Below are 22,588 nucleotides of genomic sequence, written 5' to 3'. Positions count from 1 at the left end.
AAAATCATGAATTCGCAAGCACCCGCACACTTACCCTTACCCTTACCCTTACCCTTACCCGCCCGGATCCTGATCATTGACGATGAGCCCGACTTGCGCACCCTGTACGAACTGACGCTGCTCCGGCAGGGCTACCGCATAGAAGCCGCCAGCACGCTTCAACAGGCTCGCGAACATCTTGGAGCGGCCCGGTTCGATGCGGTGATCACCGACATGCGCCTGCCTGACGGGATGGGGCTTGAACTGCTGCGCGAACTGGCCCAACAGCAGCGCGCAGAACGTTGTGTGGTCATCACGGCGCACGGTTCGGCTAAAAATGCGGTTGAGGCGCTGAAGGCCGGGGCCTTTGACTACCTCACCAAACCGGTGGACCTCAAGCAGTTCCGCAGTGTGGTGGCATCGGCCGTGCAGGAAACCCGAAACATCATCCAGGCGCTGGTCAAGACCGATATCCGCAGCGCGACGGCCGGCGCTGCTGCCCCAGCGCCTGGAAAACCGGCTGACACGTCGGTCATTCTGCAAAAACTCGTGGGTGAAACGCCCGTGATGCAAGCCGTGAAGTCGCGCATTGTCAAGGTTGCCGGCAGCATGGCGCCGGTGCTGATTCGCGGCGAGTCCGGCACCGGCAAGGAACTGGTAGCCCGCGCCGTGCATGACTGCAGCCACCGCGCCGCCAGCCCCTTTGTGGCGGTCAACTGCGGTGCGATTCCCGAAAACCTGCTCGAAGCCGAGTTCTTTGGCGCACGCAAGGGTGCCTACACCGGCTCGTCGCAGGACCGGCTGGGCTACTTTCAGGCAGCCAAGGGCGGAACACTGTTTCTTGACGAGATTGGCGACCTGCCGCTGGCCATGCAGTCCAAGCTGCTCCGGGCGATCCAGGAGCGCACCGTGCGGCCGCTGGGCTCGCCGCAGGAGGACACGGTCGATGTGCGCATCGTCAGTGCCACCCACAAGGACCTGGCATCGGGAGTCGAGGCGGGCAGCTTTCGCCAGGACCTGTATTACCGGCTCAATGTGATCGAGATCACGGTGCCACCGCTGCGTGAACGGCTGGACGACTTGCCGGCACTTTGCAATGCACTGCTGGCCAGGATCTGCCAGGAGTCCGGCCTGGACATGCCCGTGCTGAACCCTGCGGTGCTCGCCCATCTGCGTTCGCTGCCCCTCAGCGGCAATGTCCGCGAACTGGAAAATATTTTGCATCGGGCCGTTGCTCTGGGTGAAGACAGTCTGACGCAGGTTGACACGCCGCCAGAGCAGCCTGTAGCAGTTCCGGAAAATCTTCAAAATTTTCTAGACCAGCAGGAGCGAAGCATCCTGGTCAAGGTATTGCAGGAAACCGGTTTTAACCGCACAGCTGCCGCCATCCGGCTGGGTTTGAGCCTGCGCCAGATCCGCTACCGCATTGCGCGCCTGGGTATCACCACGCCCGGCCACGATGATGCGGCCGAAACCCTCGATGACCTTGCCTGAATCAGGCCTTCCACAGGACACCGGCTTGTGGCAGCACGGCTGGTACCGGCATGCGCGGGCCATGGCGTCGCCGAACGTCAACCAGCGCCCTGCTGGCGCAAAAATTGATTTGGTCGTGATTCATTCGATCAGCCTGCCGCCGGGGGAATTCGGCAATGGCAATGTGCAACGCCTGTTCACCAATCAGCTCGACTGGAACGCGCACCCCTATTTTGAGGGCATCCGGGGACTTGAGGTTTCGGCGCACTTCTTCATCACCCGCACAGGTGCCCTTTGGCAATTTGTCAGCTGCGACGACCGTGCCTGGCATGCCGGCCACTCGGCTTACCGGGGGCGAAACCAGTGCAATGACGACTCGATCGGCATTGAACTCGAAGGCCTGGAAGGAAGCATTTTTGAAGCACCGCAATACGAAACACTTGCAAGCCTGTGTGCAGCGCTTATACAGACCTATCCCGTGGCGCATATTGCTGGACACGAGCATATTGCGCCGGGGCGAAAACTAGACCCGGGACCTGGCTTCGACTGGCGCCTGCTGCAGGATTCACTGGCTCTGCCCCATCGGTATTTCCCCCGAACCGCTTGAGGACATTCTCCCTGGTACCGACCTCCAGGCCCGTCTACGCATCCCGTGAATCCATCCTGCACGTCTTGCCTGTCGAGGCTTTATCAGCGTTTGCAAACCAAAACCGGCGGAAAGCCGCACCAGCGCTTGGCCTGTTGTCAAAAAGCCTGTTTCCATCAGGCCTGAGCACGTTCTCATGCCAATTCGGGGCGCGTTGACATTATCAAAAAATAATAAAAAACCCAGGTTGGGTGACGACAACGCCAGGCGACGATACACTACCGGTAGTGGTTGCAGCGGCTTCAGACGCTAGGTATAGTGCCTAACCATAGTTCAGCCCATTTGGGTCTGGTCACGGAATTGAAGAAAAAACAGGTCCGTCGACACGCTGGTTTTCGACAGGCTTCTTCCTTTTACTGATCCCGCATATCACTTGTTCACCACAACAAATTCAGAGGAAATCATGCAAACAGCACCCTACGCCGTGCCCCATTCATCCGATGTGACCGTCAGCAGTTCTGCCCGCAAAACCGAGCCGCCCATTTCCGGCGCGCTGGCCAACTACCAGATCATTCGCCGCAATGGCTCTGTCGTTGCCTTCGAGCCGCACAAGATCGCCGTCGCCATGATGAAGGCTTTTCTGGCGGTTCACGGCACCCAGGGCGCGGCATCGGCCAGCGTACGCGAAACCGTCGACATGCTGACCCAGGCCGTCGTTCGCGCCCTGATGCGCTCGCGCCCCAGCGGCGGCACTTTCCACATCGAGGATGTGCAGGACCAGGTTGAACTTGGACTGATGCGCGGCGGTCACCACGAAATCGCCCGCGCCTATGTGCTGTACCGCGAAAAGCACAACCAAGAGCGTGCCCGGCAGTTGCAGGACCAGACGCCTGCCGTGCCGCAACTGCATGTCATGGATGGCGGCAAGCGGGTGGCACTCGATATCGTCAATTTGCAGGCGCTGATCGAAGCATCCTGCGCCAACCTCGGCGCCGACGTGAAGCCCGGCCCGATTGTTTCGGAAACCATGCGCAACCTCTACGACGGCGTGCCCATCGACGAGGTCTACAAAGCGTCCATCCTGGCGGCCCGCACGCTGATTGAAAAAGATCCCGACTACACCTACGCCACCGCGCGCCTGTTGATGCACACCATTCGCCGGGAGGTGCTGGGAGAGGAAGTCAACCACGAAGCCATGGTGCAGCGTTACCCGAGCTACTTTCCCGAGTTCATCGCCAAGGGCGTGGAAAACGAACTGCTCGACGAAAAGCTCCAGCAGTTCGACCTGGCGCGCCTGGGCGCGGCGCTCAAGCCCGAGCGTGACCTGCAGTTCGACTACCTCGGCCTGCAGACGCTGTTTGACCGCTACTTCCTGCATGTCCGCAAGCAGCGCATTGAACTACCGCAAGCCTTCTTCATGCGTGTGGCCATGGGCCTGTCACTCAATGAAACCAACCGCGAAGAGCGCGCCATCGAGTTCTACGAAACCCTGTCGTCGTTTGACTTCATGTCGAGCACGCCGACGCTGTTCAATGCCGGCACGCTGCGCTCGCAGCTGTCGTCGTGCTACCTGACCACCGTGGCCGACGACCTGGGCGGCATTTACGACGCCATCAAGGAAAACGCCCTGCTGTCCAAATTTGCCGGCGGCCTGGGCAACGACTGGACGCCGGTGCGCGCCATGGGCGCCCACATCAAGGGCACCAACGGCGAGTCGCAAGGCGTCGTGCCTTTCCTGAAAGTCGTCAATGACACCGCCGTGGCGGTCAACCAGGGCGGCAAGCGCAAGGGCGCGGTCTGCGCCTACCTGGAAACCTGGCATCTGGACATCGAGGAATTCCTGGAGCTGCGCAAGAACACCGGCGACGACCGCCGCCGCACGCACGACATGAACACGTCAAACTGGATTCCCGACCTGTTCATGCGCCGCGTGATGGAAAAAGGCAGCTGGACGCTTTTTTCGCCGTCCGACACGCCTGACTTGCATGACCTGTATGGCCAGGCGTTTGAAAAGGCGTATGTGGCCTATGAAGCGCGCGCCGAACGCGGAGAGCTCAAGCCGTCACGCAAGCTGCAGGCCACCGACATGTGGCGCAAGATGCTGTCGATGCTGTTCGAGACAGGCCACCCCTGGATCACCTTCAAGGACGCCTGCAACATCCGCTCACCGCAGCAGCATGCCGGCGTGGTGCATTCTTCCAACCTGTGCACCGAAATCACGCTGAACACCAGCGCGACTGAAACCGCCGTCTGCAACCTGGGCTCGATCAACCTGGTCCAGCACCTGAAAGACGGCGCGCTCGACCACGACAAGCTGAAAAAGACCATCACCACGGCCATGCGCATGCTGGATAACGTGATCGACATCAACTACTACGCAGTCGAAAAGGCCCGCCATTCCAACCTGCAGCATCGCCCGGTCGGCCTGGGCCTGATGGGTTTTCAGGACTGCCTGTACGAATTGCGCGTGCCGTATGCCTCGCAGGCGGCGGTGGAATTTGCCGACACGTCGATGGAAGCAATCTGCTACCACGCCTACTGGGCATCGACCGAACTGGCCAGGGAACGCGGTCAGTACGCCAGTTACAAGGGTTCTCTCTGGGACCAGGGCATCCTGCCGCTGGACACGCTGGACATGCTGGCCAAAGAGCGTGGCGGCTATGTCGAAGTAGACCGCTCAGCCACACTCGACTGGGACGCACTGCGCCAGAAGATTGCCAAGGACGGCATGCGCAACTCCAACTGCGTGGCGATTGCACCGACGGCGACCATTTCCAACATCATCGGCGTCGATGCCTGCATCGAGCCGTGCTTTGGCAACCTCTCGGTCAAGTCCAACCTGTCAGGCGAGTTCACCGTGATCAACCACTACCTGGTGCGCGACCTCAAGCGCCTGGGCCTTTGGGACGATGTGATGGTGGTGGACCTGAAGCATTTCGATGGCTCGCTGCGGCCGATCGACCGCGTGCCCCAGGACATCAAGTCGCTGTACGCCACGGCGTTTGAAATCGAAACCTCGTGGCTGGTCGAAGCCGGATCGCGCCGCCAGAAATGGATAGACCAGGCGCAGTCGCTGAACATCTACATGGCCGGTGCATCGGGCAAGAAGCTGGACGAAACCTACAAGCTGGCCTGGGTTCGGGGCCTGAAAACGACCTACTACCTGCGCACCCAAAGTGCCACGCATGTCGAGAAATCGACCGTCTCGGCCGGCAAGATGAACTCGGTGTCTTCAGGATCGCAAGCGGCGGCGGGCATGAGCGCCATCGACAAGGCCGCCGCTTCAGCGCAGGCACAGCTGAGCGCATCGCCCGCGACCGACATCAAGTTTTGCGCGATCGACGATCCGGGGTGCGAAGCTTGCCAATAAGCCAGCAATGAATCGCGCGACAACCATTTTTCGCACGATTCACTGCCAGCCCAATGCCATAAACCAATGCATTGCGCCATAAAATTCGTAGCGGTGTGAATGAACGCTTTTCATTTCTCATCGCTGCTTTCATAATCCCGAAGTATTGGAATTCTCTATGTTGACCTGGGACGAAGAAGTCACACCATCTTTGCAGACCCCTCACACCAGCGACCTGCCAGCCGGTCGCTCAGCGGATGTCCCGCCTCCTCCTTTCGCTCCTTTAATGCAGCCAGCGGCTGAAATTCCTGCGCCTGCCGCAATGGCAAAGCGCGTCAAGGCTTCCGACAAGCGCATCATCAACGGGCAGACCGACGTCAACCAGCTGGTGCCGTTCAAGTACAAATGGGCCTGGGAAAAATACCTGTCGTCCTGCGCCAACCACTGGATGCCGCAGGAGGTCAACATGACGCGTGACATCGCGCTGTGGAAAGATCCGAACGGCTTGAGCGACGACGAGCGCCGCCTCGTCATGCGCAACCTCGGATTTTTCGTGACGGCCGATTCACTCGCCGCCAACAACATTGTGCTGGGCACCTACCGCCACATCACTGCCCCCGAATGCCGCCAGTTCCTGCTGCGCCAGGCCTTTGAAGAAGCCATCCATACCCACGCCTACCAGTACATCACCGAGTCGCTGGGTCTGGACGAAGGCGAGATCTTCAATGCCTACAACGAAGTGCAGTCGATCAAGGACAAGGACCAGTTCCTGATTCCGTTCATCGAAGCGATATCCGATCCGACCTTCAAGACCGGAACGCCCGAAGCCGACCAGACCCTGCTCAAGTCGCTGATCGTGTTTGCGTGCCTGATGGAAGGCCTGTTCTTCTATGTCGGCTTCACGCAGATTCTGGCGCTGGGCCGGCAAAACAAGATGACCGGCGCGGCCGAGCAGTACCAGTACATCCTGCGCGACGAGTCGATGCATTGCAACTTCGGCATCGACCTGATCAACCAGCTCAAGCTGGAAAACCCGCACCTCTGGACGCCCGAGTTCAAGGCCGAAATCAACGCCCTGTTCATGAAAGCCGTCGAACTCGAATACCGCTATGCCGAGGACACCATGCCGCGCGGCGTGCTGGGCCTGAACGCCTCCATGTTCAAGGGCTACCTTCGCTACATCGCCAACCGACGTGCCACGCAGATCGGACTCGAAACGCTTTTTCCCAACGAAGAAAATCCGTTCCCCTGGATGAGCGAAATGATCGACCTGAAAAAAGAACGCAACTTCTTTGAGACCCGTGTGATCGAATACCAGTCTGGCGGCGCCCTCTCCTGGGACTGACAGCCCACGATTGACAAAAAGCACAAGGCTCATACAACAATGATTTTTAGATTCGCAATGGTTCAAGCCAGCACCCCAGAGTGCGCGGTGACCGTTGCGCCTGTGTTTGCGGCATGGGGCCCGGTGATCCGAAGGCCCCATGCTGCGAATCGCTTCGCCTGCACCTCAGACGAAGTGCTTTTTGCAAACTGATCGAGGAGAAAACCATGGCAACTGCGAAAAAACCAGCGGCAAAAAAAGCCGCTCCTGCGCAAGCAGCGGCAAAAAAATTGACAGCTACAGCTGCGCCAGCACCGGCGCCAACAACACCGGCGCCAACAACAGCGGCGTCTACCAAGCCGGCGGCCAAAAAGGCTGCGGCAAAAGCGCCTGTGAAAAAGGCTGCGGCTGAAAAAGTGACAGCTGCCCCCGCAGCTACGCCAACAACTGCTGCAGCTCCCAAGCCAGCAGCCAAAAAGGCTGCGGCAAAAGCCGCCGCCAAGGCACCTGAGACCGCATCGGCAAAGCCTCCTGTAAAACCAGCAGCAGCCAAAAAAGCGGCATCTGCAAAGGCACCTAAAACGCCGGTCGCCGAAAAACCAGCCGTTCAAGCCGTAGCAGCCAAAAAACCCGCAGCAAAAAAGGCCGAATCCAAGCCAGCCGAAATCGCCAAGGCGGTAAAAAAGCCGGCAGCCAAAAAAGCGGTGAAAGCCGAGAAACCCGAGAAAAAACCTGCCGCCAAGGCACCGGCAGTTGCACCAACGGCCCAGACCACCATCAGCCCGCAAGCGTCCTGGCCTTTCCCAAAAGGCAGCAAGCCATAAGTTTTACACGCCTTGCGCTTCAAGCCCGATGTTGCAAAATATCGGGCTTTTTCAATTCGTTCTTTTTATACCGATACGCACCTTGCGGCTTTATCGTCGCCAGCAGGCCCGTCACGACCTTGGCTTGACTGTGGCGTTCGCGTTCCAATGAAAAATGAACTCGGTAAAATTTTCCACCCCATCATCTGGCGCCAACACAAAAGCTCTTAGCTATTAAATTTATAGCAAAAAAGTCTTGTGGCATATGCGCTAACCGCCTATTACAGTCGAATCAAGCGAATAATTCTGCCCGCCGCGGCTGGCGATCTTGCGCGCGCCCACCCGGTTCCCCAGCGCTGCGCAACGGACCAGCGACCAGTCTTGCTCCAGTCCGAACAGCAGCGCGCCACGAAAGGCGTCGCCGCAGCCTGTCGGGTCCACCACCGCACTGGCCTTTACCGGCGGCACCAGGGTCTTTTCGCCGTCAATCCACACTTCGCAGCCTTCGGCGCCCAGCGTCACCACCAGGCCGCGCACGCGGCGTGACAATTCGGCGCACGACAAACCGGTCCGGTCGCACAGCATCCGGCCTTCGTAGTCATTGACCGTGACCCAGCTTGCCAGATCGACAAAATGTGCCAGTTCCTGTCCGTCAAACATCGGCAGGCCCTGGCCCGGGTCAAAAACAAAGGGAATGCCGGCAGCGTTGAACTGTTCTGCATGCTGCAGCATCGCATCCCGGCCATCCGGCGAGATCATGCCCAGCTTGATGTCGCTGCGCGCCTCGATCCGGCTGACGTGGGCCTGCATCATGGCGCCAGGATGAAACGCAGTGATCTGGTTGTTGTCACGGTCGGTCATGATCATGGCCTGCGCGGTGTAGAGATCATCGACTGCCCGAACAAATTCGGTGCTGATGCCCTGCGCCCGCATGCGCGCCAGGTAGTCGGCGCCGTCGTTGCCCACGGTCGCCATGGGCAGCGGCGATCCGCCCAGTTGCTTGAGGCTGTAGGCGATGTTGCCGGCGCAACCGCCAAACTCGCGGCGCAGCGCCGGCACCAAAAAGGACACGTTGAGGATGTGCAGCTGGTCGGGCAGGATTTGATCGGCAAACCGCCCCTCGAAACTCATGATGGTGTCAAAGGCCAGCGAGCCGCAAATTACAGAAGACATTCAGTTCTCGATTCAGTTCAGGGATAAAAAGCCAGGATACGGTAGCCAGCCACCGGCAATAAACCGGCTTGCAGCGAAGGTGCAGACCCTTGTCCGCCAGCGCCGGCAACTTTCAGGCTCAAGTCACCCGCCAGCTTCGAATAGGCAGCGAGCGTGGTGGCCGTGGCGCCAAACTCCGCCGGCATCACCACCCGGCGCACCACAGCCTGGTCCTGGCTGTCGGTCAGGGTGACTTCCAGCGCCGGAATTTCAAGTTCCGCATCGCTGGTATTCGTAAAACTGAAGCTCAGACGATAGGCATCGGGGCCGGTCCGGCTGAAGCTGGCGTTTTCAATCACCAGCGATTCAATGCGCCGCAATGGCCGGACTGCGCAGCCGAGGGGGCGGCACATGGCCTGAAGCCAGGGGGCAAGCCGCGGCGCCTGCGCAGCCAGGACGTCCTTTTGCCGGACAGCCCATTGCAGCATCAAGGCGAGCGCCAGTACCAGGCACAGCACGGCCAACACATTGCGAACAAGGGGCGACGTCCAGAAATTATTGCGCTGCGCTTCGCGTACGAAGGCCACCTCGGGGAATGCCGGCGAATCCTGCTGTCCTGCAGAAGACGGGAGTTCAGACCCGCTGGCGTATGGCGTCGAACCCGCGGGCTTGAAATCGAAGCTCTCAGCACTGAAGACCGGTTCATGCCGTCCCTCATTCCCGACCAAAGGATCGACGGCTTCGGGGCCTGCCCGATGCGCAGGCATGGAATTCTTTTCACCAGGCAAGGGCATGCCTGAAACGTCCCGGATTTCTGAAGCAGAACCAGGCTGCATTGGTTCTGTATCAACCGCAGCTCCCGCAGAATTCCCGTCCCGTGCAGCCCCGGGCGCCATCAGAGGAACACCTGCGAGTTCCTTTGTGGATTCAGGCGGCGGCGGGGCAACCGCATGATCGGCCAGAGAGAATGGCGGTGCTTTCTGCGACGACAAGGCGGTTTCATCGGCCAAGCCTTGCAGGGCAGAGGGCAGTGCCTCCGGCTCGCCTGCATCGCCAGGAACCAGGTGCAGCGACGCTTCAAACACTTCGCCGCACTGGCCGCAGCGCACCCAGCCTTGCGCCACCTGGAGCTGGTCGGCAACAACCTTGAACATCGTCGCGCAGGCAGGGCAGCGGGTGATCTGGCTCATCGGGCGCAATGGGTTAAAAAATTTCCGGAGACAAACCGCGCCTGAGGCCGGGTTACGCCGGCACGCTCAGAACTGCGCCGTCATCAGAATCCAGCCTTCCTGCGCATCATGGACCTCAAGCTGGCAATAAGGCAGGTAGGCGGCTTTCAGCTCATCGGCCTGGCGATCCAGAATGCCGGCCAGTACCAGGTTTCCGCCTGGCTGGACATGCCCGCACAACAGCGGCGCCAGCACGCGCAAGGGTGTGGCCAGAATGTTGGCCAGCACCGTCTGGTAACTGCCCACGGCCTTGTCGGGCAGGCCGATCTGCAACTGCACATGGTTGGCCTGGGCATTGGCGCGGGTCGATTCCACCGCTGCCTCGTCGATATCGACCGCGTCAATCTCAACTGCGCCAAATTTTGCTGCGCCGATGGCCAAAATGCCGGAGCCGCAGCCGTAATCCAATACACGCCCCAGTGATTTTCCGGCAGCGCCCTGGCCCGCAATCCAGCGCAGGCACATGCGTGTCGTCGGGTGCGTGCCGGTGCCAAAGGCCAGGCCCGGATCGAGCCGGATCACTTGCTTTGCCTGTGCCGGCGGCTCATGCCAGGTCGGCACGATCCAGAATTCCGGCGTGATCTCGACCGGCGTGAACTGCGACTGCGTCAGCCGCACCCAGTCCTGCTCGGGCACGGTCTGGATGGCAACCAACTGGCAGCCGGCAAAAAAGTCCTGCACCTGCAATACGTTCGCTGCATCACGCGCCAGTGCCTCGGTGGCAAACAGCGCCACGATGCGCGAACGCTCCCAGCCCGCCTTGGGCGGTGGCATGCCGGGCTCGCCAAACAGCGCCTGCTCGGCCGGCGTGTGGGCATCGGCGTCCTCGACCGAAACACTGAGCGCGTCCAGCGCATCCAGCGCGTCGCTGAGGGTTTCCACCTCATCCACGGGCGCCAGCAAAATCATTTCAAACATCATTTATCCAAAACAGTTTGCTCAAGCCAAGGCTGCTAGGCTGGCTTTGCCAGACGGCAGACGCAGCAGGCAGCCTGGGAGAGAAGGAGCCACACGCAGTGAGCGACTGCAGGGGCATTCCGCCCCAGCCAGGGCCGCGGGACTGGCTTTGCCGGGCCGCAGGCGCAGCGGCCCCCTCGGGGGGCAGGGAGCCACACGCAGTGGGCGACCGTGGGGGCTTCACCGTTCACGCTTCGACAGCCACTCTTCGAGGTAGTGGATATTGGTGCCGCCGTCCATGAACTTGGCGTCCACCATCAGTTCACGGTGCAGCGCAATGTTGGTGTTGATGCCTTCGACCACGGTTTCACCCAGCGCTGCGCTCATGCGTGCCAGCGCCTGTTCACGCGTGTCGGCGTGAACAATGATCTTGCCGATCATCGAATCGTAGTTGGGTGGCACAAAATAATTAGAGTAAATGTGCGAGTCCACGCGCACGCCCGGGCCGCCCGGCGGGTGCCAGTTGGTAATGCGTCCCGGCGATGGGGTGAACTTGTACGGGTCTTCGGCGTTGATGCGGCATTCGATGGAATGCCCCCTGATCTGGATGTCGCGCTGGGCAAAGGGCAGGCGCTCGCCGGCCGCCACCATGATCTGCGTCCTGACGATGTCGATGCCGGTGATCCATTCCGTGACCGGGTGCTCGACCTGGACCCGCGTGTTCATCTCGATGAAATAAAACTCGCCGTCTTCGTAGAGGAACTCGAAGGTGCCTGCGCCCCGGTAGCCAAACTTCTTGACCGCCGTCACGCAGCGCGCGCCGATGCGCTCGATCAGCTTGCGCGGAATACCGGGCGCCGGGCCTTCCTCGATGACCTTCTGGTGGCGGCGCTGCATGGAGCAGTCGCGTTCGCCCAGCCAGACGGCGTTCTTGTACTGGTCAGCCAGGATCTGGATCTCGATGTGCCGGGGGTTCTGCAGGAATTTCTCCATATAGACCTCCGGGTTGCCAAAGGCCGCAGCGGCTTCGGCCTTGGTGGTCTGCACGGCATTGAGCAGCGCCGCCTCGGTATGCACCACGCGCATGCCGCGTCCGCCGCCGCCACCAGCGGCCTTGATGATGACCGGGTAGCCGATCTGCTTGGCCACGCGCTTGATGAAAGCCGGGTCTGCTGGCAAGGCGCCCTCGGAGCCCGGTACGCAGGGCACGCCGGCTTTCAGCATGGTCTGTTTGGCCGACACCTTGTCGCCCATCAGGCGGATCGATTCGGGCGAAGGGCCGATAAACTTGAAGCCGCTTTTCTCGACGCGCTCGGCAAAATCGGCGTTCTCGCTCAGGAAACCATAGCCGGGGTGGATCGCCTCGGCGTCGGTCACCTCGGCGGCCGAAATGATCGCCGGCATGTTGAGGTAGCTCAGCGCCGACGGGGCCGGTCCGATGCAGACCGCTTCATCGGCCATCTTGATGTATTTGGCCTCGCGGTCAGCTTCGGAGTACACCATCACGGCCTTGACGCCGAGTTCACGGCAGGCGCGCTGGATGCGCAAGGCGATCTCGCCACGGTTGGCGATCAGTATTTTTTTAAACATGCGTCGAAGTACCTGGTCTGGCCGATGGGGCCGGCGTTGCGGCCGGTCTGGCGATAAAGGGCAACAGGCCCGATCACTCAATCATGAACAGGGGCTGGCCGTATTCGACGGCCTGGCCGTTTTCCGAAAGAATTTTGGTGACGGTGCCCGACTTGTCGGCTTCAATCTCGTTGAGGATCTTCATGGCCTCGATGATGCAGACCGTGTCGCCCTCCTTGACCACGCTGCCGATCTCAACAAACGGATTGGAGTCAGGGCTCGACGAGCGGTAAAAGGTGCCGACCATTGGTGACTTGATCGCATGGCCTGCCGCTTCTGCTGCTGGAGCAGGTGCCTGCGGGGCTGCCGTCTGGACCTGGTGACTGGGCACCATGTTCATGGCGGGCTGCTGCATCATCATCATTGGAACGCCGCTTGACTTGACGATGCGTACCTTGCCTTCGGCTTCCGTGATTTCAAGTTCGGACACATTGGACTCTGAAACAAGGTCGATCAAGGTTTTGAGTTTTCTTAGATCCATAGATTCTTTCCAACGGAGGTGGAGGCTGGCATGCGGTTTTCGGACGCACGGTTTGATCGAAGAGGGAAATGGCGTACTGAGCCGATCATCCCTTTTTTTTCGCTTACTTTCTGCTATTTCGCCTTACAGCGCTTATCAGATAATGATTACGCGGCAACGCAAGGCGCCCTGATACAAAAAAACAAAGTGTACCTCAAGGCCAATCCGGCAAGCTTTTCAAACCAAGCCAGCCCGGGAAAATCCGCCAAGGAAGCAGGACGCAAGCAAGCCAACGGGCGACAACCCGGCCCCGCTTGGGAAAATCCAGAAAGACAGCTTTTACACCCTGCCCGGCCTCAGACCAGTTTTGTCCATTGCACCAGTTCTTCGGGCAATACCTTGCCGACCTTGCGATGCAGCATCACGCCTGCAGGACTGAAAACCACGGTGAAAGGCAGGCTGCCCGTCATGTTGCCCAGTGATTTGCTCAGTTCGGTTCCGCCCAGTCCGGCCATGCCGACCGGAAAATTCAGCGGTCGGGTCTGCAGCCAGGTTCGCACCGCGCTGGGTTGATCGACCGCCAGGCCGACCACCTGAAGGTTTTTGTCCTTGTTTTCCTGGTAGAAAAAATCCAGCAGCGGAAGTTCTTCGACGCAGGGCGGACACCAGGTGGCCCAGAAATTGACCAGCAGCAGCTTGCCGCGAAAACTGCTCATCGCCAGCGGTTTACCGTCAGGCGTGTCAAAGCTCAGGCTCCAGAAGGACGCTGCCACTTTTGCAGCGTCTGCCGGGGTTTCGGGCGATGCGCCATGCGGCTGAAATTTCCACCAGGCCGCACCGGCACCGGCCAGCGCCGCTGCAGCGGCAACGCCGCCATACAGCATGTTTCTGCGATTCACTTTTCAAGCTCCAAAAGGGGTGGACAACAATTTTTGCACGGCCGCCAGGTCGCCGCGCGGTGTACGGCCTTTGGCGTCAAGCCGCAAGGCGCCGCGCAGGTCGTCATGGTCATAGACCATCAGGTGAACGCCGATGTTTTCATTCAGCGCCTGGCATCGGCTGCTCAAGGAAAGCGCCTCGACGCTGCCGCCGGTAAAGCCGGTCACGGTGCGCGGCTCGTAATCGACGTTGTGCTCGATCAACGCAATTTCAGCCGACTTCGGATCGTCGCAAAACAGCTGGATATAGATGTCGGACAGCCGGGTCGCCGTGCCGTGCCAGACCGCGCCGGCCAGGTAAGGCCGGAACGTTGCCATGCGCTGCATCCACACCAGCGCCAGTTCGCGCAGCGCGGCCAGCTCGGCCGGCTGGGTGTCGGCGCAAAACAATGCGATGTAGTCGCGCACGGCGTCTTCCATCTCGCCGTTGTCGGGCAAGGCGGTGCGCGCGGGCAGGGCCAGCTGCTTGAGCGCGCGGCGTTTGGCCGGACCGTATTCCAGCCCTTCTTCGACCACCAGCGCAGCGGCGGTGGCGGCAATTTCGGATTTGAGGGTGTTCAATTTCAGGATCGACTGGCCTGCAAAGCCAGGAGCGAAGGGTCAGGGGGTTGAAAGTCAGCCCGAAGGCGTTGAAAGCAATTGTGCCCACATTAGGGCCACGCCTGCACGCAAAGTTCACGTCAATCTTCGCCCGCTATGAAATAAAGAGCTGCTTGCGCACGTCCTTAATGCACCAGAAGCTTATTTTCCTTAAAAAATGGCAGCCCGAAACAGCCTCCCTAAAATACGGGCGATGCACATACATATTCTGGGAATCTGCGGGACTTTCATGGGCGGCCTGGCCGCGCTGGCGCGCGAGGCGGGGCACAAGGTGACGGGTTGCGACACCGGCGTCTATCCGCCGATGAGCGACCAGTTGCGCGGCCTGGGCATCGAGCTGATCGAAGGCTACAGCGCCGACCAGATGGCGCTGGCGCCCGACGTGTTCGTGATCGGCAACGTGGTGTCCCGGGTGCGCCTGCCAGACGGCAGCCCTAAATACCCACTGATGGAAGCCATCTTGAACAGCGGCCAGCCCTACACCAGCGGCCCGCAGTGGCTCTCTGGCCATGTGCTGCACCATCCGACGCACCACGCCACCGGCCCGCGCCATGTGCTGGCCGTCGCCGGCACGCACGGCAAGACCACCACCACCGCCATGCTGGCCTGGATTCTGGAATGCGCCGGCCTGCAGCCCGGCTTTCTGATCGGCGGCGTGCCGCTGAACTTCGGCGTGTCGGCGCGCCTGGGCACGGGCAACACCTTCGTGATCGAGGCCGATGAATACGACACCGCGTTTTTCGACAAGCGCAGCAAGTTTGTCCATTACCGCCCGCGCACGGCGATTTTGAACAACCTGGAATTCGACCACGCCGACATTTTTGACGACCTGGCAGCCATCGAGCGGCAGTTTCATCACCTGGTCCGCACCGTTCCTTCGCAGGGCCGGGTGGTCGTCAATGCAAAAGAAGCCAGCCTGCAGCGCGTGCTGGCCCAGGGCTGTTGGAGCGAACAGGTGCCGTTTGGCAGCACAGCGGACGGCGGCTTCAGCGCGCTGGGCGAACCTGGCGACTTCAAGGTGCTCAAGGCGGACGTTGCCGTGGCGCGGGTGCAGTGGGACATCAGCGGCATGCACAACCAGCTCAACGCCCTGGCGGCCATCGCGACGGCCGAGCATGTCGGCGTGGCGCCCGAACAGGCCGCCGAGGCGCTTGCGTCGTTCCAGAACGTCAAGCGGCGCATGGAAGTGCGTGGCCTGGTGTCGCGCGACGGGGGCATTATTACGGTGTATGACGATTTCGCCCACCACCCGACGGCCATTCACACCACCGTCGATGGCCTGCGCCGCCAGTTGAACAGCGCGGGCAAAGGCGAGGAACGCATCCTGGCGATTTTCGAGCCACGCAGCAACACCATGAAACTTGGCACCATGACCGCGCAACTGCCCTGGAGCCTGGAGCAGGCCGACCTGGCGTTCTGCCATGCCGGCGGGCTGGACTGGGATGCACGAAGCGCGCTGGCGCCCATGGGCGAACGCGCCCAGGTGGCGGACAACCTGGTGCAGCTGCTGGCGCAGGTGAGCGCCGTTGCCCGGCCGGGCGACCATTTGCTGTGCATGAGCAATGGCGGTTTTGGCGGCATTCACGCAAAATTGCTGGCAGCGCTGGCACAGCCTTGATGCTATCTATTGAATAGCTGCTGATGCCCGCCAGTATTGCGAAAAGTGGTTAAAAGACCTGCAATTGCGTAATTTCTGACGCCACCTTGCGCTGCCGGTCAAAAGTAACCGGCATCCCGGCTCATGCTGGCCTGGTTTTTTAGCCAGCGCTTGAATCCTGCGTCGTCCTGCACCAGCGCAATGTCCGCTTCCATGAACGTCAGTTCCTCTTTCAAGTCTTTTGCCCGCAGTTCAAGCTGGCGGCGCAGCGCGGCGGCTGTCGGCGCCTGGTAGAACGCCAGGTCGAACTCCTCCATCAGGTGGTGTTGACGGGCAAACAATTCACTCTCCAGCTCGCTGGCCTGCTGCTTGAGCAGCAAACTCATGGCGGCGATGCGTTCTTCGGGCTGCTGCAGCATGTCCTGCATGTCGGCCTGGGCAATGCGCAACTGCAAATGCAGCAGGGCCAGCAGGTCTTGTTTGGCATAGGCCGCGTTGGCTTCGCTCATCAAGGCGGTTTTGCGCTGTTGCTCGGCCGGGTCGCGCTCGCGGTCGGGGTGCAGCGCGCTGGCCAGTTGGCGGTAAACCTGGCGCAAAACGGTGTCGGCGTCTTCCTGCTGCTGTTCCGCCTTGAGCTGGGTCGGCGTGGGTTTTTTCTTTTTTCTTTTGGCCTGGGCCGCCTCGCGCTGCGCCTCTTCGGCCTGCATCGCTTCGTGCAGGCGCTCGTGGCTGGCGCGCATCACGGCTTCAAGCGGGTCGAGTGAATCATCCTGCGCCTGCATGTCCAGCGGTGCGCCCAGCGCTTGCTCCATCATGGACCGCATCATGGCAGCCTGGTCTTCTTCCTTCTGCCGCAAGGTGCGCGCGCTGCGCTGGTCGTGCAGTGCGGCCATGGCCTCATCGCCAAAGGCCGCCAGTGTTTCGCACAGCTCGCACAGGATTTCCAGGCCGTTGCGTTTCTGGGTTGGCGTCACGCCCTTGCGCTGCAGCCGCTCGTCCAGCGTCAGCGCCATGCGCCGCATCAGCGCCCGGTGCGCCTCGCGCAGCGGCTCCAGCGTGCCCTGGTAAAGCGGGCGGAAGGCATCGGCCAGCGTATTGATTTCGGTGACCTGGCCTTCAAGCTTGTCGATTTTTTCCAGCAGGCGGTTAAAGCGCTGCTGCGCGGCGGACAGGCGCGGGCCGCTCTTGCCGCTACCCAGCCGCAAGGCAGTGCAGGCTGTTTCGGCAGGCGTGGCTTGCGCGAACAGATCGGGTTGGGATTTGGAGGGATCCTTGGTTTTTTTCATGGTCTGGGCGTCAACAAAGGAAAGGAGCGCGCGAGTGAAGAAGGCTGTCCTGCATCAGGTAGCGGCCTAAAGCCTTGGCATGCTGGCGAGAGCAAAGCAGAAAGCGCCCCGAACCCGGGCCCTTCGCTGACAGTCAAGCCATGCAAATGGAATGCAAGGTAATCCGGCGGTTGCCGGATGCCAGGCAAGGGCCATCACACCAACCGTTATTTTTTAAGTAATTCAGGGCTTTTGCGCAATACCCAAATGCATAAGCAGCTATTTTTTCAATAGCAAAAAATTTGGCCTGTGGGCCTGCGCTGTCAAACCCCGGATCAATAGCTGATGCTCAGCGCCGTCACATCGATGTTCACCATGGGTCGTCCCAGCGCCGTGGTAGCGGCTTGGGCAAAGGCCTGCGCCCACTGGGCATCGGCAAACCTGGACGGACCGGCAGCCTCGGCGACGACCACGACCTTGTCGGCGGTCAGCAGCTTGCCGGTGGGCCGCAGCGGCTCGCAGCCCATCTGGGTGAACTGCTCGTCGAGCCAGCGGCGGGCCGCCTCGGTAGGCATGGGCTCCAGTTGATCATGCAGTTCAATCTGAAAAGGGGGCTGGTTCTTGAAGGTGACAGTGACTTCGCTGCGCATAAGGGTTTCCTGTAGAGGTGATGACGAATCCGGCGCCAGCCCAAGTGCCGCGCCTGTCGTGGTCACTGAAAAGTGCAAAGGCCCGGCCAGTGCCCGCCAGCCCGGCCGTTGGCAGGCTGGCGGGTGTGACGCATCATTTTGCCCGACGCGCCTCGACAGCGGCTGACAAAGTCGCCAGCATGTCCAGCGAATCGTTCCAGCCCAGGCAGGCATCGGTGATGCTGCGGCCGTATTCGAGCAATTTGGCGTCGTCCTTGCCGGCGGTGAACTTTTGCGCGCCGGCCACCAGATGGCTTTCGACCATCAGGCCAAACACCTGGCGCGAGCCGCCGGCAATTTGCGCGGCAATGTCGCGCGCCACGTCCATCTGCTTTTCATGCTGCTTGGAGCTGTTGGCATGGCTGCAATCGACCATCAGCGTTGCCGGCAGTTTGGCGGCTTCGAGTTCTTTGCAGGCGGCGGCGACGCTGTCGGCGTCGTAGTTGGGCGCCTTGCCGCCGCGCAAAATCACGTGGCAGTCCTGGTTGCCGTTGGTCTGCACAATCGCCACCTGGCCGTTCTTGTGGACCGACAGGAAGTGGTGGCCGCGCGCCGACGCCTGGATGGCGTCGGTGGCGATGCGGATGTTGCCGTCGGTGCCGTTCTTGAAGCCAATCGGCGCCGACAGGCCCGACGCCAGCTCGCGGTGTACCTGGCTTTCGGTGGTGCGTGCGCCAATCGCGCCCCAGGAGATCAGGTCGCCGATGTACTGCGGCGAGATCACGTCGAGGAATTCGCTGCCGGCCGGCACGTCCAGGCGGTTGATGTCGATCAGCAGCTGGCGGGCAATGCGCAGGCCCTCGTCGATGCAAAAGCTTTCGTCCAGGTAGGGGTCGTTGATCAGCCCTTTCCAGCCCACCGTGGTGCGCGGTTTTTCGAAGTACACGCGCATCACGATTTCCAGCGTCCCGGCGTATTTCTTGCGCTGCTCGGCCAGCTGGCGGGCGTAGTCGAGCGCGGCCATCGGGTCATGAATCGAGCACGGGCCGATCACCACCAGCAGCCGGTCGTCGGTGCCGGCCATGATGTTGTGGATGTTCTGGCGGGTCTGGGTGATCAGCGATTCGGCCGCCGTGCCAGCAATCGGGAAAAAGCGGATGAGGTGTTCGGGAGGGGGTAGCACGGTGATGTCCTTGATGCGTTTGTCGTCGGTCTCGCTGGTTTTTTCGACGTTCGCATACCAGCTGGCGCTGGCGGGGTTGGCTTTGGCATTCATCACGGGCTTCCTTTTTTTCAAGATTTCAAAACGGATTCGGGCTGTTTCACAGGGGTTGGCAAATCGGGACGGGCAAAAAAAAACCGCCGGGAGGCCCGGCGGTTTTTGGAGATTCGCTGCGTTTTCTGCTGCTTACGCGAAAGTCTCTCTACCGCCGGAGGCGCTTGAGAACCAAAAGTAAGCAAAAGAAAATTTCGCGGAATTCATCTGCTGGAATGTAGCACAGCTTGAAAACAATACGGCTTACGCAGTGCCGCCAACGGTCAGACCATCAATGCGCAGCGTCGGCTGGCCGACGCCGACCGGCACGCTCTGGCCTTCCTTGCCGCAGGTGCCAACGCCGCTGTCGAGTTGCATGTCGTTGCCGATCATGGTCACGCGGGTCAGCGCATCCGGGCCGTTGCCGACAATCGTTGCGCCCTTGACCGGGTAGAGGATCTTGCCGTTCTCGACCCAGAACGCTTCACTGGCCGAGAACACGAACTTGCCCGAGGTGATGTCAACCTGGCCGCCGGCAAAGTTGCTGGCGTACAGGCCTTTCTTGATGCTGGCGATGATTTCCTCGGGCGCCTTGTCGCCGCCCAGCATGTAGGTGTTGGTCATGCGCGGCATCGGCACATGGGCATAGCTTTCGCGCCGGCCGTTGCCGGTGGGCTTGACGTTCATCAGGCGCGCATTCATCGAATCCTGGATATAGCCTTTCAAAATTCCGTCTTCGATCAGCACGTTGCGCTGGCTGACATTGCCTTCGTCATCGACATTGAGCGAGCCACGCCGGTCGGCAATCGTGCCGTCGTCGAGCACTGTCACGCCCTTGGCAGCGACGCGCTGGCCGATGCGGCCGGAAAATGCGCTGGAGCCCTTGCGGTTGAAGTCGCCTTCCAGGCCGTGGCCGATGGCTTCATGCAGCAAGATGCCGGGCCAGCCTGAACCCAGCACCACGGTCATCTGGCCGGCCGGTGCGGGACGGGCTTCCAGATTGGTCAGCGCTGCATTCACCGCCGCATCGACATATTCGCCAATTTGCGTGTCGTCAAAATAGGCCAGTCCAAAACGCCCGCCGCCGCCGCCCGAGCCGACTTCGCGCCGGCCCTTTTGTTCTGCAATGACGGTCACGCTCAGGCGCACCAGCGGGCGCACATCAGCCGCCAGGGTGCCGTCGGCGCGCGCCACCATCACCACGTCGTATTCGCTGGCCAGCCCGGCCATCACCTGCACGATGCGCGGGTCTTTGGCCTTGGCGAGCTTTTCGACCTTGCCGAGCAGTTCGACCTTGGCCGTGCTGTCGAGCGTGGAAATCGGGTCCAGGTCGCGGTAGAGCGAGCGGCTGGTGGCGACCTTGCGAGCCGGTGTCTTGACGCGGCCGGATTGGGAAGCAGCTGAGATGCTGCGCACGGTGCGCGCCGCATCGAGAAGCGACGCTTCGGAAATGTCGTCGGAATAGGCAAAGGCGGTTTTTTCGCCGCTCACCGCACGAACCCCGACACCCTGGTCGATGTTGAAGGAGCCGGTCTTGACGATGCCCTCTTCCAGGCTCCAGCCTTCGCTGCGTGTGTACTGGAAGTAAAGGTCGGCATCGTCCACGCCATAGGAAGTGATTTCACCCAGCGCCCGGCTCAGCGCAGCTTCGTCCAGGCCGAAGGGCGACAGCAGCAGTTTTTGGGCAATCGCCAGCCGCTCCGACGTGGAATCCTTGCTCGGCCGGGCCGGAGGACGCCCGGAGACATTGGTTTGGCGAACAGAGGCGGCAGCGGAGTTGAGTGAAATCATCCAATGATTGTAGGCAGTGTGACCCGCCAGTGCTGTTCATAGGGATGATGGCTGGAAGGATGGCAGGCAAAGCAACAAGCGTAAGGGAGGGGCACTTCCTACCAGCAGGGGCCGCGGGACTGGCTTTGCCAGACCGCAGGCGCAGCGGCCTCCTCGGGGGGCAGCGCAGTATGCGAAGCGACAAGCGTGGGGGCCATCCCCTACCAGCCAGGGCCGCGGGACTGGCTTTGCCAGACCGCAGGCGCAGCGGCCCCCTCGGGGGGCAGGAAGCCACACGAAGTGGGCGACCGTGGGGGCTACATCCTTATGTCTGCACCAGGCGCTTGGCCTTGGCAATCGACATCAGCATGCCCAGCGCCAGCCCCAGCGTCACCATCGCCGTGCCGCCATAGCTGATGAAGGGCAGCGGCACGCCCACCACCGGCAGGATGCCGCTGACCATGCCCATGTTGACAAAGGCATAGGTGAAAAAAATCATCGTCAGCGCGCCCGCCAGCAGCCGCGAGAACTGCGTGGGCGCATTCATTGCGATCGCCAGGCCGCGAAAGATCAGGAACAGGAACCCCGAGATCAGCAGCAGGTTGCCGATCAGGCCGAATTCCTCGGAATAGGCTGCAAAGATGAAGTCGGTGGTGCGCTCGGGGATGAACTCAAGGTGCGTCTGCGTGCCCGCCATGAAGCCCTTGCCGAAGACGCCGCCCGAACCAATCGCGATCATCCCCTGGATGATGTGAAAACCCTTGCCCAGCGGGTCGCGCGACGGGTCCAGCAGCGTGCAGATGCGCTGCTGCTGGTAATCGTGCAGCACAGGCCAGCGCATGCCGTCGGCGCACAGTTGCGGCTCATACCAGACGACCAGCGAAATGCCGATGACGCCCAGCAACAGCGGCGGGGCAATCAGCTTCCAGCTCAGGCCGGCAAAAAAGATCACCGCCAGGCCGGCGGCCAGCACCAGCAGCGACGTGCCCAGGTCGGGCTGTTTCATGATCAGCCCCACCGGCACGGCCAGCAGCACCAGGCCGACGGCGAAATCGAGCGGGCGCAACTGCCCTTCGCGCTTCTGGAACCACCACGCCAGCATCAGCGGCACGGCGATCTTCAAGATCTCGCTGGGCTGGATCACCACGCCGACATTCAGCCAGCGCCTGGCGCCCTTTTTCGTGATGCCAAACACCAGCACCGCCACCAGCAGCGTCACGCCGGTGAGGTACAGCGGCACGGCGAACACCATCAATTTTTGCGGCGGCACCTGCGCCACCACGAACATGATGGCGCCGGCAATCAGCATGTTGCGGCCATGGTCGGCAAAGCGGGTGCCGTGGTCGTAGCCTGACGAATACATGATCAGCAGGCCGGCACAGGCGAGCAGGAACACGGCAAAGGCCAGCAGGCCGTCGAAGCCCTGCAGCAAGGGCAGGGTTCGCTGGTAAATGGAGGGTTGGTCGAAAGATGCGGCGGACATGGCCGCGATTATCGGTTAGCCGGCAAGCCGCCTGGAAGCCAAAGGGCTTGTCCACCAGCGCTGTTTCACTATTTAAATGAGCCACTTGCACAATCCAGAAAGTGGTGAATTAGTGGCTTTGCGAAGATGCAAATTTGAGAGGTGAAAGAGTAGGCGCAGCCACTGGGAAG

Annotated in this window: 19 protein-coding genes; 6 read left to right on the top strand and 13 right to left on the bottom strand. The window is 61.0% G+C overall.

Annotated elements, in window-relative coordinates; all coding sequences use genetic code 11:
* Nucleotides 1–6: 6 nt before the first annotated feature.
* From GZ092_RS00095 to GZ092_RS21180, 5 genes are all read left to right on the top strand, one after another.
* Entirely contained in the window at nt 7–1,473 is a 1,467-nt protein-coding gene (locus GZ092_RS00095; protein WP_293633406.1) for a sigma-54 dependent transcriptional regulator, read from the top strand.
* Complete coding sequence (gene ampD, locus GZ092_RS00090; RefSeq protein WP_293633404.1) at nt 1,460–2,059, top strand: 1,6-anhydro-N-acetylmuramyl-L-alanine amidase AmpD; 600 nt, start codon at nt 1,460–1,462, stop codon at nt 2,057–2,059. Before GZ092_RS00095 ends, ampD begins: the two co-directional genes overlap by 14 nt.
* Before the next feature lie 442 nt (nt 2,060–2,501).
* Nucleotides 2,502–5,408, top strand: a complete 2,907-nt coding sequence (locus GZ092_RS00085) for a ribonucleoside-diphosphate reductase subunit alpha (RefSeq protein ID WP_293633402.1) — start codon at nt 2,502–2,504, stop codon at nt 5,406–5,408.
* A gap of 157 nt (nt 5,409–5,565) precedes the next feature.
* Nucleotides 5,566–6,732, top strand: a complete 1,167-nt coding sequence (locus GZ092_RS00080; RefSeq protein WP_293633401.1) for a ribonucleotide-diphosphate reductase subunit beta — start codon at nt 5,566–5,568, stop codon at nt 6,730–6,732.
* A gap of 181 nt (nt 6,733–6,913) precedes the next feature.
* A complete protein-coding gene (locus tag GZ092_RS21180; RefSeq protein WP_363254110.1) occupies nt 6,914–7,123 on the top strand; it encodes a hypothetical protein in 210 nt (69 codons plus the stop codon).
* A gap of 431 nt (nt 7,124–7,554) precedes the next feature.
* On the opposite strand, the gene GZ092_RS00070 is transcribed toward GZ092_RS21180, so the two are convergent.
* The 8 genes from GZ092_RS00070 to GZ092_RS00035 all read right to left on the bottom strand — a co-directional run bounded on the left by GZ092_RS00070 (nt 7,555) and on the right by GZ092_RS00035 (nt 14,380).
* Nucleotides 7,555–7,683, bottom strand: a complete 129-nt coding sequence (locus GZ092_RS00070) for a hypothetical protein (RefSeq protein WP_293633399.1) — start codon at nt 7,681–7,683, stop codon at nt 7,555–7,557.
* 101 nt (nt 7,684–7,784) lie between these two features.
* On the bottom strand, nt 7,785–8,687 hold the full coding sequence (locus GZ092_RS00065; RefSeq protein ID WP_293633398.1) for a carbohydrate kinase family protein: 903 nt from the start codon (nt 8,685–8,687) through the stop codon (nt 7,785–7,787).
* A gap of 17 nt (nt 8,688–8,704) precedes the next feature.
* Complete coding sequence (locus tag GZ092_RS00060) at nt 8,705–9,856, bottom strand: DUF3426 domain-containing protein (RefSeq protein WP_293633397.1); 1,152 nt, start codon at nt 9,854–9,856, stop codon at nt 8,705–8,707.
* Between the two features lie 66 nt (nt 9,857–9,922).
* Nucleotides 9,923–10,813 (bottom strand): 50S ribosomal protein L11 methyltransferase, encoded by an 891-nt coding sequence (gene prmA, locus GZ092_RS00055; protein WP_293633396.1) that lies wholly within the window; start codon nt 10,811–10,813, stop codon nt 9,923–9,925.
* A gap of 219 nt (nt 10,814–11,032) precedes the next feature.
* A complete protein-coding gene (accC, locus tag GZ092_RS00050) occupies nt 11,033–12,382 on the bottom strand; it encodes an acetyl-CoA carboxylase biotin carboxylase subunit (protein WP_293633395.1) in 1,350 nt (449 codons plus the stop codon).
* A 73-nt stretch (nt 12,383–12,455) separates the two neighbouring features.
* Nucleotides 12,456–12,902 (bottom strand): acetyl-CoA carboxylase biotin carboxyl carrier protein, encoded by a 447-nt coding sequence (gene accB, locus GZ092_RS00045; RefSeq protein WP_293633394.1) that lies wholly within the window; start codon nt 12,900–12,902, stop codon nt 12,456–12,458.
* A 335-nt stretch (nt 12,903–13,237) separates the two neighbouring features.
* The gene (locus GZ092_RS00040) at nt 13,238–13,780 is read right to left on the bottom strand and encodes a TlpA disulfide reductase family protein (protein ID WP_293633393.1); all 543 of its coding nucleotides are present in this window, start codon (nt 13,778–13,780) and stop codon (nt 13,238–13,240) included.
* Nucleotides 13,781–13,783: 3 nt separating this feature from the next.
* Nucleotides 13,784–14,380 carry a hypothetical protein gene (locus tag GZ092_RS00035; protein WP_293633392.1) on the bottom strand — a complete coding sequence of 199 codons (597 nt, stop codon included), beginning with the start codon at nt 14,378–14,380 and terminating at the stop codon, nt 13,784–13,786.
* A 232-nt stretch (nt 14,381–14,612) separates the two neighbouring features.
* Here GZ092_RS00035 and mpl point away from each other — a divergent pair, with 232 nt between their 5' ends.
* Nucleotides 14,613–16,037 (top strand): UDP-N-acetylmuramate:L-alanyl-gamma-D-glutamyl-meso-diaminopimelate ligase, encoded by a 1,425-nt coding sequence (mpl, locus tag GZ092_RS00030; RefSeq protein ID WP_293633391.1) that lies wholly within the window; start codon nt 14,613–14,615, stop codon nt 16,035–16,037.
* Between the two features lie 98 nt (nt 16,038–16,135).
* Here mpl and GZ092_RS00025 read toward each other — a convergent pair whose 3' ends face one another.
* The 5 genes from GZ092_RS00025 to rodA all read right to left on the bottom strand — a co-directional run bounded on the left by GZ092_RS00025 (nt 16,136) and on the right by rodA (nt 22,418).
* The gene (locus GZ092_RS00025; RefSeq protein WP_293633390.1) at nt 16,136–17,302 is read right to left on the bottom strand and encodes a hypothetical protein; all 1,167 of its coding nucleotides are present in this window, start codon (nt 17,300–17,302) and stop codon (nt 16,136–16,138) included.
* A gap of 314 nt (nt 17,303–17,616) precedes the next feature.
* Entirely contained in the window at nt 17,617–17,931 is a 315-nt protein-coding gene (locus tag GZ092_RS00020) for a hypothetical protein (RefSeq protein WP_293633389.1), read from the bottom strand.
* A 133-nt stretch (nt 17,932–18,064) separates the two neighbouring features.
* Nucleotides 18,065–19,186 (bottom strand): 3-deoxy-7-phosphoheptulonate synthase, encoded by a 1,122-nt coding sequence (locus tag GZ092_RS00015; RefSeq protein ID WP_293633388.1) that lies wholly within the window; start codon nt 19,184–19,186, stop codon nt 18,065–18,067.
* Nucleotides 19,187–19,429: 243 nt separating this feature from the next.
* Nucleotides 19,430–20,956 (bottom strand): metalloprotease TldD, encoded by a 1,527-nt coding sequence (tldD, locus tag GZ092_RS00010; RefSeq protein WP_293633387.1) that lies wholly within the window; start codon nt 20,954–20,956, stop codon nt 19,430–19,432.
* A gap of 304 nt (nt 20,957–21,260) precedes the next feature.
* A complete protein-coding gene (gene rodA, locus GZ092_RS00005) occupies nt 21,261–22,418 on the bottom strand; it encodes a rod shape-determining protein RodA (protein WP_293633386.1) in 1,158 nt (385 codons plus the stop codon).
* Nucleotides 22,419–22,588 lie beyond the last annotated feature (170 nt).

The organism is Polaromonas sp. (assembly GCF_010365105.1).
Lineage (GTDB): Bacteria > Pseudomonadota > Gammaproteobacteria > Burkholderiales > Burkholderiaceae_C > Polaromonas.
This window is presented reverse-complemented; position numbering and strand designations above follow the sequence as displayed.

What these genes read in the sequence shown, in the direction of transcription:
- rodA (WP_293633386.1), bottom strand. Translation starts at nt 22,418, where the DNA reads ATGTCCGCCGCATCTTTCGACCAACCCTCCATTTACCAGCGAACCCTG.
- GZ092_RS00025 (WP_293633390.1), bottom strand. Translation starts at nt 17,302, where the DNA reads ATGAAAAAAACCAAGGATCCCTCCAAATCCCAACCCGATCTGTTCGCG.
- prmA (WP_293633396.1), bottom strand. Translation starts at nt 10,813, where the DNA reads ATGTTTGAAATGATTTTGCTGGCGCCCGTGGATGAGGTGGAAACCCTC.
- GZ092_RS00080 (WP_293633401.1), top strand. Translation starts at nt 5,566, where the DNA reads ATGTTGACCTGGGACGAAGAAGTCACACCATCTTTGCAGACCCCTCAC.
- GZ092_RS00065 (WP_293633398.1), bottom strand. Translation starts at nt 8,687, where the DNA reads ATGTCTTCTGTAATTTGCGGCTCGCTGGCCTTTGACACCATCATGAGT.
- ampD (WP_293633404.1), top strand. Translation starts at nt 1,460, where the DNA reads ATGACCTTGCCTGAATCAGGCCTTCCACAGGACACCGGCTTGTGGCAG.
- GZ092_RS00060 (WP_293633397.1), bottom strand. Translation starts at nt 9,856, where the DNA reads ATGAGCCAGATCACCCGCTGCCCTGCCTGCGCGACGATGTTCAAGGTT.
- GZ092_RS00085 (WP_293633402.1), top strand. Translation starts at nt 2,502, where the DNA reads ATGCAAACAGCACCCTACGCCGTGCCCCATTCATCCGATGTGACCGTC.
- GZ092_RS00095 (WP_293633406.1), top strand. Translation starts at nt 7, where the DNA reads ATGAATTCGCAAGCACCCGCACACTTACCCTTACCCTTACCCTTACCC.
- accC (WP_293633395.1), bottom strand. Translation starts at nt 12,382, where the DNA reads ATGTTTAAAAAAATACTGATCGCCAACCGTGGCGAGATCGCCTTGCGC.
- mpl (WP_293633391.1), top strand. Translation starts at nt 14,613, where the DNA reads ATGCACATACATATTCTGGGAATCTGCGGGACTTTCATGGGCGGCCTG.
- GZ092_RS00015 (WP_293633388.1), bottom strand. Translation starts at nt 19,186, where the DNA reads ATGAATGCCAAAGCCAACCCCGCCAGCGCCAGCTGGTATGCGAACGTC.
- accB (WP_293633394.1), bottom strand. Translation starts at nt 12,902, where the DNA reads ATGGATCTAAGAAAACTCAAAACCTTGATCGACCTTGTTTCAGAGTCC.
- GZ092_RS00020 (WP_293633389.1), bottom strand. Translation starts at nt 17,931, where the DNA reads ATGCGCAGCGAAGTCACTGTCACCTTCAAGAACCAGCCCCCTTTTCAG.
- tldD (WP_293633387.1), bottom strand. Translation starts at nt 20,956, where the DNA reads ATGATTTCACTCAACTCCGCTGCCGCCTCTGTTCGCCAAACCAATGTC.